A 12,497-nucleotide genomic window follows, 5' to 3' on the forward strand; every position below is an offset into this window, starting at 1 on the left:
GCGCTTACCGGGCTTATCAATACTGTAGGCCGGATAAGCGCAAGTGCCATCCGGCTTTACCTTTTTATGCACTGCGTTGCAGCAACATTGACTTAATGTGGCCAATGGCGCGCGTTGGGTTAAGCCCTTTCGGACATACACTGACGCAGTTCATGATGCTGTGGCAGCGGAATACGCTGAAAGCATCGCTCAGGCCATCAAGGCGCTCATCCGTTTCCGTATCGCGGCTGTCGATCAGGAAGCGGTATGCCGCCAGCAGGCCTGCCGGGCCGATGAATTTCTCCGGGTTCCACCAGAACGACGGGCAAGAGGTCGAGCAGCAGGCACAGAGAATACACTCATACAGACCATCGAGTTTCTCGCGCTGTTCAGGCCCCTGCAGGTGCTCACGCGCCGGCGGATTTTGCCCATTATTCAACAGGTAAGGCTTGATTTTTTCATATTGGGCATAGAACTGCCCCATGTCCACCACCAAATCGCGAATTACCGGCAGACCTGGCAGCGGGCGGATGACAATCTTCTTCTTGCCGTTGCCAAGCGCGGAAATTGGGGTGATACAGGCCAGCCCGTTTTTGCCGTTCATGTTCAGACCATCGGAACCGCACACCCCTTCACGGCAGGAGCGACGGAACGACAGCGTGGAGTCGGTCTCTTTCAGCTGCATTAACGCATCAAGCAGCATCATGTCGCGACCCTCTTCCGATTCGAGGGTGTAATCCTGCATACGCGGCGCGTCGTCGACGTCCGGGTTATAGCGATAAATCGAGAATTCGAGTTTCATCAATCCTGTCTCCGCATTAATAAGTACGAATCTTCGGCGGGAACGCCGGACGCAGTTTCGGTTCCATATTGACGCTGCGACGCGTCATAGATTCCGTCTCTGGCAGGTACAGGGAGTGACACAACCAGTTCTCATCGTCACGATCCGGATAGTCGAAGCGGCTATGCGCGCCACGGCTTTCGGTACGGAAGTTGGCAGAAACCGCCGTTGCATAGGCCGTTTCCATCAGGTTATCCAGTTCCAGACACTCAACGCGCTGGGTGTTGAACTCGCTGGAGGTGTCGTCCAGACGGGCGTTTTTCAGGCGCTCGCGGATCACTTTCAGCTGCTCCAGACCCTTGGCCATCGCATCACCTTCACGGAAGACCGAGAAGTTGTGCTGCATACACTCTTGCAGCGCTTTACGAATGGTGACCGGATCTTCGCCATCGCGGTTGTTATTCCAGCGGTTAAGACGCTCAAGGGAGGCGTCGATATCAGAGTCGCTGGCATCACGCAGCGCGCCCTGCTCGGCGATAGACTCCTGCAGATGCAGACCCGCCGCGCGGCCGAATACCACCAGGTCGAGCAGCGAGTTGCCGCCCAGACGGTTGGCGCCGTGTACCGATACGCAGGCGATTTCGCCTACCGCGAACAGACCCGGAATAACCACGTCTTCGCCCTGGGCGTTAACGGTCAGCGCCTGGCCGGTCACTTTGGTCGGAATACCGCCCATCATGTAGTGGCAGGTCGGGATAACCGGGATCGGCTCTTTCACCGGATCGACGTGGGCAAAGGTACGCGACAGCTCAAGGATCCCCGGCAGGCGCGATTCCAGCACCTCTTTACCGAGGTGATCGAGTTTCAGTTTGGCGTGCGGACCCCATGGGCCATCGCAACCGCGGCCTTCGCGAATTTCGATCATGATCGAGCGCGCAACCACATCGCGGCCCGCCAGATCTTTCGCGTTCGGCGCATAACGCTCCATAAAGCGCTCGCCATGTTTATTCAGCAGGTAACCGCCTTCACCACGGCAGCCTTCAGTGACCAGTACACCTGCGCCGGCGATACCGGTTGGGTGGAACTGCCACATTTCCATATCCTGCACCGGTACACCGGCACGCAGCGCCATCCCGACACCGTCACCGGTGTTGATGTGTGCGTTGGTGGTGGACTGGTAAATACGCCCCGCCCCGCCGGTTGCCAGCACGGTTGCACGCGCTTTGAAGTAGACCACTTCACCGGTTTCGATACAGAGCGCCGTACAGCCGACCACCGCGCCATCCTGGTTTTTCACCAGATCGAGCGCATACCATTCGGAAAAGATGGTGGTGTGGTTTTTCAGGTTCTGCTGATAAAGGGTGTGCAGCAGCGCGTGACCGGTACGGTCAGCTGCGGCCGCAGTACGTGCCGCCTGCTCGCCGCCGAAATCTTTCGACTGGCCGCCAAACGGACGCTGATAGATACGGCCATCTTCCAGACGGGAAAACGGCAGGCCCATATGTTCCAGCTCAAGAATCGCTTCCGGGCCGGTTTTACACATATATTCAATGGCGTCCTGGTCACCGATATAGTCGGAGCCTTTTACCGTGTCATACATGTGCCATTCCCAGTTATCTTCATGGGTATTGCCCAGCGCAACGGTGATACCGCCCTGCGCAGAGACAGTGTGGGAACGGGTTGGAAAGACTTTAGAGAGCAGCGCACAGGTTTGCCCGCTCTGGGAAATTTGCAGCGCCGCGCGCATACCTGCGCCACCTGCGCCAATTACAACAGCATCAAATTCTCTGACTGGCAGTTTCATTACACACCCCACACCACAACGAATCCATAAATGACGTACGCGACCAGCGCAACAACAATCACCAGCTGCAGCAGCAGGCGCGTTGCAACGTGTTTAACGTAGTCGGTCAATACCTGCCACATACCAATCCACGCGTGGATCAGGATGGAAAAGAGCGCCAGCAGGGTAAAGACTTTCGTGAAGGCGGAGGAGAAGAAGCCCGTCCAGACACCCCAGGTCAGCTCGCTGTGCAGCGCGAAAAAGCCGACCATATAGATGATGTATAACGTCAGGACAATAGCGGTAGCACGGACGAGAATAAAATCATGTACGCCGTTGCGTCCTAATGCGGAGGCGTTGCTTACCATACGAGGACTCCTGCGAGAATTGAAAGCACGACAGTGATCACAAAAGAAATATTAGCGGAACGTTTTCCTGCGGCGAGGTTCTCTTCCAGCCAGCCGAAATCCATAAACATGTGGCGAATGCCGCCGACAGCGTGATACGCCAGCGCGGTAAGGATGCCCCAGAAGATGAATTTGACGAAGAAACTGCTCATGATGGCAGAAGCGGCCTGGAAGCCCTCTTCAGATGACAGCGACAAGCCCAGTAACCACAACAGAATGCCGATCGCCACAAACGTGATGACGCCGGAAACGCGGTGGAGAATGGAAGCTATAGCCGTAACAGGAAACTGGATTGTTGTCAGATCCAGATTGACAGGTCTTTGTTTTTTCACATTTTTTATCATGAATAACGCCCACATGCTATTCTTATAGTTTCCTTCCTCCGGTCTGCGTGCGGGTCAGACAGCGTCCTTTCTATAACTGCTCGTCATGCAAAAAATGTGCTTCCATATGCTAAACGACAGGTTACAACGCTGGGTGGCTCGGGATGGCAGGGTATTCCGGAGACCTGGCGGCAGTATAGGTCGTTCACAAAATCATTACAATTAACCTACATATAGTTTGTCGGGTTTTATGCAGAACAGTGACCGAGGTCACGATAACAACATTATTTTAAAATTTAATCATCTGATTTGACAAAAGTTAAACATTCTTGTTACAAACTACGCCAGAAAGAACTTATAATGCTTAAAAGTTATGGGGTCTTGCTTTCACCTGAGAATAAGTTATGTAACAGTGTGATGGTATTGACCGATTTAATCAGGACAGTTATTAGTGATATACAGGTTTGATAAATTCGGACTGCTAAGACGCTGATTTGCTGTTTTTTCACTGTATTTTCAATGTGTATCTGCACGCGCCTATCGCTCTGTACCCTGGTATCTCCTCTTCGCAGAGCAGCGAGCTATATAACAATTCGTTAACATTGACGGTCAAGTGAAGGCAAACCCGGTGGCTGGCGGTCTTAAGCAATAAGGCGCTAAGGAGACCGTAAATGGCTGATAAGAAAGCAACCATCACCTACAATGGTGACGATGCTATTGAACTGGATGTGCTACAAGGCACGCTCGGTCAGGATGTTATTGATATCCGTAGTCTCGGTTCAAAAGGGGTTTTCACTTTTGACCCAGGTTTTACCTCAACCGCATCATGCGAATCGAAAATCACCTTTATCGACGGCGATGAAGGGATTCTGCTGCACCGTGGCTTCCCCATCGATCAACTGGCGACTGAGTCCAACTATCTGGAAGTGTGCTACATCCTGCTGTACGGCGAAAAACCGACTCAGGCGCAGTTTGAAGAGTTCACACTGACAGTGACCCGCCATACGATGATCCATGAGCAGATCACTCGTCTGTTCCACGGTTTCCGTCGCGACTCGCACCCGATGGCGGTGCTGTGCGGCGTGACCGGCGCGCTGGCGGCGTTCTACCACGACTCGCTGGATGTAAACAATCCGCGTCACCGTGAAATCGCTGCGTTCCGTCTGCTTTCCAAAATGCCGACCGTGGCCGCGATGTGCTACAAGTACTCCATCGGTCAGCCGTTTGTTTACCCGCGCAACGACCTCTCCTATGCGGGCAACTTCCTGCACATGATGTTCTCCACGCCGTGCGAACCGTATGAAGTGAACCCGGTTCTGGAACGCGCCATGGATCGTATTCTGATCCTGCATGCTGACCATGAGCAGAATGCGTCCACCTCTACCGTGCGTACCGCAGGCTCATCGGGCGCGAACCCATTTGCCTGTATCGCGGCCGGTATCGCCTCCCTGTGGGGACCGGCGCATGGCGGCGCGAACGAAGCGGCACTGAAGATGCTGGAAGAGATCAGCACTGTTAAACACATTCCGGAATTCCTGCGTCGCGCCAAAGATAAGAACGATTCGTTCCGTCTGATGGGCTTCGGTCACCGGGTCTATAAGAACTATGACCCGCGCGCCACCGTGATGCGTGAAACCTGCCATGAAGTACTGCGTGAACTGGGCACCAAAGACGATCTGCTGGAAGTGGCGATGGAGCTGGAGCACATTGCGCTCAACGACCCGTACTTCATCGAACGCAAACTCTACCCGAACGTCGATTTCTACTCTGGCATTATTCTGAAAGCGATGGGGATCCCGTCGTCGATGTTTACGGTGATCTTCGCGATGGCGCGTACCGTAGGCTGGATTGCGCACTGGAACGAGATGCACGATGACGGCATTAAGATTGCCCGTCCGCGTCAGCTCTATACCGGTTACGAAAAACGTGAGTTTTCGTCAGATCTGAAAAAAGATTAATCCCCGCTAATGCCCGGTGGCGCTCCGCTTACCGGGCCTGCAACTGCACTACCCCGTAATATTGCCCGATGGCGCTGCGCTTATCGGGCCTACGATGAACTGGCATGCACCGGAACAATTGCCCGATGGCGCTTCGCTTATCGGGCCTACGATTGCCCTTCCCCGCTCAATAACACAATCGCGCTGCGCTTATTGGGCCGACGATGGTTGCGGTGGCACGGTCCGTAGGCCGGATAAGGCGTAGCCGCCATCCGGCACGTTCTCGTTTACCACTGGCTTGTTTACCGCTGACACCCCGGACACCAATAAAAGGGTCGTGAGGAGAGCGTCGTCTTCTCAATGATCCCGCCGCAGCGCTCGCACTTCTTCCCGGCACGGTGAAACACCTTAAAGCGAAACAGCGCCCCGTGATGCTTCTTCTCATCAACACGCCCACGGGTTTGATACGAGAGACGCGGGATTGCCAACAACGCCTCTGCCAGCAGATCCAGCTCGCTCTCGCTAAGCTGTTCGGCTTTACGCTGCCCGGTCAGCCCGCTGTGCCAGAGAATTTCGACGCGCAAATAGTTACCGAGTCCTGCGAGAAACGCCTGGTCGAGCAGCAGCCCGGCAAACTGCCGACGCCGAAAGCGCGGTAACAGCAAACGCGCTTTCACCTCCTCCACCGTTAAGCGCATATCCAGCACATCCGGCCCTACGCGCAGCAAAAAGGGGTGCTGCGCCAGTTGCTCCGGCTTCAGCAATGCAATCTCCGAGGCGCTGTAGAGCAAAATCGCTTTATCCGCCGCCTGCAAGCGCACGCGCAACACGCGGTTGGTTTCTGGCATCTCGCCCGCCTCCACCACGCGCCAGACGCCGTAAAGCTGATTGTGGCTATAAAGCGTTAACCCGCCGGAAAAGTGCGTTAACAGCGCTTTGCCGCGTGTCTCAATGGCATCGATCTGCTGCCCCACCAGCCCGGCGGCATAATCAGTAAGATGCGGCTGGGCAAACCAGACCTCGGTCAGCGGCTTACCCTTAATCGCGGCTTCCAGCGTGTCCGCCGCGCGGCGGATCTCCGGCCCTTCCGGCATGAAAACTCCTTATCAGCGTGATGAAACGGTAATGCCTTCGGCAATAAACGCGGCGCGTAAATGGCGGGCGAAGGCGAGCGCATGCGCGCCATCGCCATGCAGGCAGACCGTCTGCGCGTTAACGGGCGCATAGTCCCCCTCAACGCTTTTGACGCGCCCGCACTGCACCATCTCCAGCGTCTGCGCCAGCGCCAGCTGCTCATCCTCAATCAGTGCGCCCGGCTCACCGCGCGGCACAAGCTGCCCACTGGCCTGATAACCACGATCGGCAAACACCTCTTCACGCGTCGCTAACCCCAGCCGCGCGCCTGCGCGGATCAGCTCGCTGCCCGCCAGCCCGACCAGTATTAGACCAGGATTGAGATCCCGCACCGCGCGGGCGATGGCATCGGCAAGCGCCGTATCCTGCGCCGCCTGGTTGTAGAGCATGCCGTGGGGTTTCACATGCGAAAGGCTCGCGCCGCGGGATTTCGCCAGCGCCGCCAGCGCGCCGCACTGGTAGAGCACTTCGCTATAGACCACGTCCGGCGCGGTGGACATTCTCTTGCGGCCAAAATTTTCGCGATCGAGAAACGACGGGTGCGCGCCGATAGCGACATCGTTCGCCAGTGCCTGCTCAATGCAAGTGAGCATGGTGGCGGCATCACCGGCGTGAAAGCCGCAGGCGATATTCACCGAGCTCACCACCTGCATCAGCTCGCGGTCGTTGTCGGCAAAGCCTTCGCCGATATCGGCGTTTAAATCAATCCGCATCGCGCAGCCGCCATGCCAGTTGATCGAGGAACAGCCGCTGTTCGCGCCGCGCCTGCAGCGCTTCGTCGAGCGAGCACTGCACAAAGTGCACGGGCTGACCGAGGCGAATTTGCGCCAGACGGTAGAGATCGGCTTCGATAATGCAGGCAATACGCGGATAACCGCCGGTGGTCTGGCAATCATTCATCAACACAATCGGCTGACCATTCGCGGGCACCTGGATAACGCCGGGCAGCAGCCCGTGGGAGAGCAGATCCCGCTCGGTTGTGCGCACCAGCGGCTGCCCCTGCAGGCGATAGCCCATGCGGTTACTCTGCGGGTTGATATGCCACGGCAGACGCCAGAAGGCCTCCTGGGAGGCGGCATCAAATTCGTGATACTCCGGCCCCGGCAGTGCGCGAATACGGTTGGTCCATAACAGCTGTTTCACGCCCTGTTGCGCGCTAAACGACCGCGAAGGCGTGCCAAGCGGCAGCGTGTCGCCATCGCGCAGCAAGCGCCCCTCCAGCCCGCCAATAGCGGTTTTCAGATCGGTACTGCCCGACCCCATCACCTCCGGCAGATCGAAACCGCCTGCGACCGCGAGATAACTGCGCACGCCAAAGCGCGGACGATTCAGCACCAGCCGCTGCCCGGCCTTCGCCGCAAAGCGCCAGCCGGTCCAGACGTCAGTGCCATCAAGCGTCGCATCGCAGCCTGCGCCGGTAAGAGCAAACCAGCAGTCGCGGGCGAACTCCACTTCACACTGGCCGAGCGTAATCTCAAGTGCGGCAGCCTCCGCCGCGTTGCCGACCAGCGCATTGGCAATCTCCAGCGCCGGGCCATCGAGCGCGCCGCTGTAGCTGACGCCGGACTGACGCAGGCCGATGCGTTTCCCGCCCTGCAATGAGGTATACATCCCCGCGCGAAGAATTTTTAACATACGCCCTCCTTGCGCGGGATAAAGCGCAGCGTATCCCCAGGCCGCAGCAGCGACGGCTCCGCTAAGCGCGAGTTAAATAGCGTCAGATCGGTGCGCCCAATCAGGTTCCAGCCGCCGGGGCTCGCCAGCGGGTAAATCCCCGTTTGCGCGCCGCCAATGCCGACCGACCCGGCAGGCACGCTAATGCGTGGCTCCGCCCGGCGTGGCGTCGCGAGCGCCTCCGGCATGCCGCCGAGATAGGGAAAACCGGGCTGAAAGCCGATAAACCACACCCGGTATTCGATAGAGGCGTGCAGCTCCACGACCTGCTTTTCGCTCATGCCGCAGTGGTTGGCGACATGCGCCAGATCCGGCCCGGCCTCGCCGCCGTAAACCACCGGGATCTCAATAGTCCGTGACTCCGGCTCCAGCGCCTCGCTCTCTTCCCACCAGCGCTGCAGATGCTCAATCGCATCGAGCGCCAGCGTGGTGGGATCGCGCAGCACAACGGTTACGTTATTCATCCCCGGGATCGCTTCCACCACCTCCGGGAATGTCGCCAGCCGCTGCGTCAGCCGCCAGATACGCTTTTGCGTCGCCAGCTGCACCGGCGGCTCCAGCTCCAGCACGACGGCGGTTTCGCCTAACAGATAACAACGCGCTCGCTGCACTTGCCTGCTCCTTACGCCGGGTTAGGGATATCGATAAAGGTCACATCGAGATCGGTATTGGCGGTCAGCCACTCGCCGAGGGCGTGAATGCCACCGCGCTCGGTGGCGTGGTGCCCGGCCGCGAAGAAGTGCAGACCCTGCTCGCGCGCGGAGTGAATGGTCTGCTCCGATACTTCGCCGGTGATAAAGGCATCGACACCGAAGGCCGCGGCTTTATCAATAAAGCCCTGACCGCCGCCGGTGCACCACGCCACGCGCTTGATGGTGGCAGGCCCGGTATCGCCGCACCACAGCGGTTTACGCCCGAGACGCGCTTCGATCCACGATGCCAGTTCGAGACCGGGAACCGGCATCGACAGCTCGCCCCACGGCACCAGCGGTTCAATCTCCCCCTGCACCGTGATGCCAAGCAGTGCTGCAAGCTGCACGTTGTTACCCAGTTCCGGATGGGCGTCGAGGGGCAGATGCCAGCCGTAGAGGTTGATATCGTTCGCCAGCAGGGTTTTCAGGCGGTTGCGCTTCATGCCGCGAATGATCGGCGCTTCGTTTTTCCAGAAGTAACCGTGATGCACCATCACCGCATCGGCCTCCAGCCGCACAGCCTCATCCAGCAGTGCCTGGCTTGCGGTGACGCCGGTGACGATTTTGCGGATCTCTTCTCGCCCCTCAACCTGCAGGCCATTCGGGCCGTAATCGCTGAACGCCGCACTGTTGAGTTTTTCGTTAATCAATTTTTCCAGTTCGGTATTTTTCATGCTCACTCTTACCCTTTTCGCGCGGCTTCATAGGCCGCCAGCGTGGCGCTTCGCGCCTGTTTATGATCGACAATCGGGCGCGGATAATCGAGCTTAACGCCCTGCTTATCTGCCCAGACCCAGGGTTGATGGATAGCTTTCGGCGGCACGGTTTTCAGCTCCGGCAGCCAGCGGCGAATAAACTCGCCGTCCGCATCGAAACGCTCGCCCTGAGTAGTCGGGTTGAAGATACGGAAGTAGGGCGCGGCATCGGTGCCGGTTGAGGCCGCCCACTGCCAGCCGCCGTTGTTTGCCGCGTAATCGCCATCCGCCAGTTGAGCCATAAAATAGCGCTCTCCCACCCGCCAGTCGATAAGCAGGTCTTTGATCAGGAAGCTGGCGGTAATCATACGCAGACGGTTATGCATCCAGCCAGTCTCATTCATCTGACGCATCGCTGCATCGACAATCGGATAGCCGGTCATCCCCTTTTTCCACGCTTCCAGATGCTGTGGGTTATCTTGCCACTGCACCTTTTCCGTCCACGTGATAAACGGGCGATGCTTACACAGCGCCGGATGGTAGGTGATGAGGTGGCGATAAAATTCGCGCCAGATAAGCTCGCTCAGCCACACCGCGCCCGGCCCGCCCTCCAGCACACCCGGCTGCTCAGCGAGCAAGCGGTGCAGACACTGGCGCGGCGAGAGCGCGCCGATGGCGAGGCTCGCCGAGAGACGGCTGGTGCCCTCAATAGCCGGGAAATCGCGCTGCTGCTCATACTCTGCCACCTGGTGCTGGCAGAAGTGGCGCAAGCGGGCGATGGCCTGCTTCTCATCCGGCGGGAAGAGTTTTTCGTCAAAGGGCTGTTGTGGGTAGTTAAGCGACAGCGGTTCTACCTTGATCGCCCCGCCTTCGCGCGGCTGCGGCGCAGCGACGCACTCCGGCAGATCCTCTTTTAAACGGCGCAAAAAGGCGTTTTTAAAGGGGGTGAAGACTTTAAACATCTCACGATTGCCGGTCATTACGCTGCCCGGTGCCAGCATCACACTGTCATCAAACCCCTGGCAGGCGACGTTGGGCAGCGCCTTCTCCACCGCCGCATCGCGCTGGCGCTCGTTAAGCTCGTATTGATAGTTATAAAAAAGGTGGCTGACCTGCTCCTGCTCGCAGACCTCAGTGACTGCCTGCACGCTGGCGGCAAAGTCATCCACTTCGCGGTAGATAAGTTCAATGCCGCGCTCGGCGAGCGCCTGTTGCAGCGCATTGAGATGGGACTCAATCAGCGCAGCCTGACGCGGTGCCATCAGGTGCTGCTGCCACTGCTTCGGCGTAGCGATAAAGAGGGCTTTTACTGTTGCGTTCGCGCTACGGCAGGCCGCCGCCAGCGCGAGGTTATCGTGCACGCGCAAATCCGTGCGAAACCAGACCAGATGGGTGGTCATAATGCTCCTAATGTCCGTAACGTAAGCGCAGCGCTTCCGGCCAGGGGTCAAAATAGCGCTGTCCGGAGAGGTAAGCGTCCGGGAACTCAGCCATATAGTGTTTTAGTAAGGTGACGGGTGCCAGCAGCGGCTGAATGCCCTGCCGGTAGCTGTCGATAAGCTTCGACAGCTCTTCACGCTGGCGGGCATTAAGCTGTTTGCGGAAGTAGCCCTGCACATGCATCAGCACGTTGGTGTGGTTGCGGCGAGTTGCCTGGTGTGAGAGCAGATCCATCAGACGCTGGCGATACTCCACAAACCACTCATCGAGAGAGGCCCACTCATGGATGGCGGCGACAAAACGCCCCAGCTCGCGGTACTTCGGCTGAGAGTGCGCCAGCAGCAGCAGCTTGTAGCGGCTGTGGTAGGCGATCAGTTCGCCACGCGTCAGGCCGCGCTCGCGCACGCTGTTAAGTTCATGCAGGGCGTAAATACGCTCAACAAAGTTCTCGCGGATATGGGGATCGTGCAGGCGACCATCCTCCTCCACCGGCAGCCACGGATGGGTCTCCATCAGAATGTCGGTAAAGATGCCGCGCCCGGCTTTGCGGTTATTTTTGCCATCTGCGTCGTATACGCGCACCCGCTCCATGCCGCAGGAGGGGGATTTGGCGCAGACGATATAGCCGCACAAATGGTCGAGACGGCTGACGCGCTCGCGGGAGAAGTGCGCCATCTGCTCGGTTAAATCTCCTTCCCGCTTGTCGCTAAAGCGCAGCGAAACTCCGCTCTCCTCTTTGACCAACCGCAGCGCCGGACGTGGCACCGGCAGGCCAATGGCCATCTCCGGGCAGACTGGCTCAAAACGCATCCACGGTGATAGCTCTTCAACTGCGAAGGCAAGCCGCTTATGGCCGCCGTCAAAACGGACTTGTTCCCCTAATAAACAGGCACTGATGCCGACAGGGATTTTCTCACTCATAGCGACTCCTTGATTAGACATAGTCATTGTAGTCAAAGGGCGCAGGTAAAAAAAAGCCACCGCAATTGCGGTGGCGCGATCGGGTTGCTGTGTGTAGCCCGATTAATAAAAGTCGCAGGTTGCTTTTTCTGCTTGATCCATCCATACCGGTTTCTCGCTGGTCTTCGCCCAGACGCGGTGCAGATAGCTGTAGAACCGTGCGCGATCCTTCCAGAACAACATCACCGGCAGTGCCAGCAGACCCGCCGCAACGGCGAAAGCACGACGCATCAGCACAACGTGCGCTGGAAACATTTTGTATGTGTTCATAAATCTCTCCCCTTTGTCAGGCCGGTATCGGGCACCGGAAAAAAGTTACCGCAGCGGTAAGTGAATAACGAAAAAACGCTGCGAGACTGAAATCTGCTCAAAATAATACCGGTTTGTTGGTAATTTTACTACTCATCCGACCACTATTTTTATCCGATTCGCATTTATTTACCTGCAATCCGTAAATAAGTTACAAAACGGTTAAATTAATAATAACCATCGGTTAAATAATGGTTTTGAATGTTGCATTTGCGAAACGGAGCCGCTGGAACAACTGGAACCTTGTAGGCCGGATAAGGCGTAGCCGCCATCCGGCAATGGGCGTTGCATGTTGCACTGGTGGAAGGGTTCCGTTCACCATACGTGGTGAGGTTTCATTGACCTCTTATGCGGTGAACGGGACAAGGGAAGCGGCCGCGCTC

Annotated in this window: 13 protein-coding genes; 1 reads left to right on the top strand and 12 read right to left on the bottom strand. The window is 57.5% G+C overall.

What is annotated here, in order from left to right:
- Positions 1-64 precede the first annotated feature (64 nt).
- The 4 genes from IAE50_RS23115 to sdhC are packed head-to-tail and all read right to left on the bottom strand — an operon-like array spanning position 65 to position 3,309.
- Positions 65-781 (bottom strand): succinate dehydrogenase iron-sulfur subunit, encoded by a 717-nt coding sequence (locus tag IAE50_RS23115; RefSeq protein ID WP_042712260.1) that lies wholly within the window; start codon positions 779-781, stop codon positions 65-67.
- A 16-nt stretch (positions 782-797) separates the two neighbouring features.
- Complete coding sequence (sdhA, locus tag IAE50_RS23120; RefSeq protein WP_034811756.1) at positions 798-2,564, bottom strand: succinate dehydrogenase flavoprotein subunit; 1,767 nt, start codon at positions 2,562-2,564, stop codon at positions 798-800.
- Positions 2,564-2,911 carry a succinate dehydrogenase membrane anchor subunit gene (sdhD, locus tag IAE50_RS23125; RefSeq protein ID WP_042712792.1) on the bottom strand — a complete coding sequence of 116 codons (348 nt, stop codon included), beginning with the start codon at positions 2,909-2,911 and terminating at the stop codon, positions 2,564-2,566. Before sdhD ends, sdhA begins: the two co-directional genes overlap by 1 nt.
- Positions 2,905-3,309: a succinate dehydrogenase cytochrome b556 subunit gene (sdhC, locus tag IAE50_RS23130; protein ID WP_042712793.1), complete on the bottom strand. Its 405-nt coding sequence runs from the start codon at positions 3,307-3,309 to the stop codon at positions 2,905-2,907. Before sdhC ends, sdhD begins: the two co-directional genes overlap by 7 nt.
- 635 nt (positions 3,310-3,944) lie before the next feature.
- Here sdhC and IAE50_RS23135 point away from each other — a divergent pair.
- Positions 3,945-5,231, top strand: coding sequence for a citrate synthase (locus IAE50_RS23135; RefSeq protein WP_042712794.1), 1,287 nt, complete (start codon positions 3,945-3,947; stop codon positions 5,229-5,231).
- Positions 5,232-5,512: 281 nt separating this feature from the next.
- Here the strand turns inward: IAE50_RS23135 and nei are convergent, their stop codons facing one another.
- The 8 genes from nei to IAE50_RS23175 form a co-directional block, all read right to left on the bottom strand.
- Complete coding sequence (gene nei / locus IAE50_RS23140) at positions 5,513-6,304, bottom strand: endonuclease VIII (protein ID WP_200581436.1); 792 nt, start codon at positions 6,302-6,304, stop codon at positions 5,513-5,515.
- A 12-nt stretch (positions 6,305-6,316) separates the two neighbouring features.
- On the bottom strand, positions 6,317-7,057 hold the full coding sequence (pxpA, locus tag IAE50_RS23145) for a 5-oxoprolinase subunit PxpA (protein WP_200581437.1): 741 nt from the start codon (positions 7,055-7,057) through the stop codon (positions 6,317-6,319).
- Complete coding sequence (gene pxpC, locus IAE50_RS23150) at positions 7,047-7,979, bottom strand: 5-oxoprolinase subunit PxpC (RefSeq protein WP_200581438.1); 933 nt, start codon at positions 7,977-7,979, stop codon at positions 7,047-7,049. Before pxpC ends, pxpA begins: the two co-directional genes overlap by 11 nt.
- Positions 7,973-8,629 carry a 5-oxoprolinase subunit PxpB gene (gene pxpB, locus IAE50_RS23155; protein WP_200581439.1) on the bottom strand — a complete coding sequence of 219 codons (657 nt, stop codon included), beginning with the start codon at positions 8,627-8,629 and terminating at the stop codon, positions 7,973-7,975. The genes pxpC and pxpB overlap by 7 nt, the downstream gene beginning before the upstream one ends.
- 11 nt (positions 8,630-8,640) lie before the next feature.
- A complete protein-coding gene (locus tag IAE50_RS23160) occupies positions 8,641-9,384 on the bottom strand; it encodes a type 2 GTP cyclohydrolase I (protein WP_200581440.1) in 744 nt (247 codons plus the stop codon).
- 8 nt (positions 9,385-9,392) lie between these two features.
- Positions 9,393-10,805: a deoxyribodipyrimidine photo-lyase gene (gene phrB / locus IAE50_RS23165; protein WP_200581441.1), complete on the bottom strand. Its 1,413-nt coding sequence runs from the start codon at positions 10,803-10,805 to the stop codon at positions 9,393-9,395.
- 7 nt (positions 10,806-10,812) lie between these two features.
- On the bottom strand, positions 10,813-11,766 hold the full coding sequence (locus tag IAE50_RS23170; RefSeq protein ID WP_034811748.1) for a 2-thiouracil desulfurase family protein: 954 nt from the start codon (positions 11,764-11,766) through the stop codon (positions 10,813-10,815).
- 102 nt (positions 11,767-11,868) lie between these two features.
- The gene (locus IAE50_RS23175) at positions 11,869-12,075 is read right to left on the bottom strand and encodes a YbfA family protein (protein ID WP_200581442.1); all 207 of its coding nucleotides are present in this window, start codon (positions 12,073-12,075) and stop codon (positions 11,869-11,871) included.
- Positions 12,076-12,497 lie beyond the last annotated feature (422 nt).

This window comes from Kosakonia sp. S42, assembly GCF_016624785.1.
Taxonomy (GTDB): domain Bacteria; phylum Pseudomonadota; class Gammaproteobacteria; order Enterobacterales; family Enterobacteriaceae; genus Kosakonia; species Kosakonia cowanii.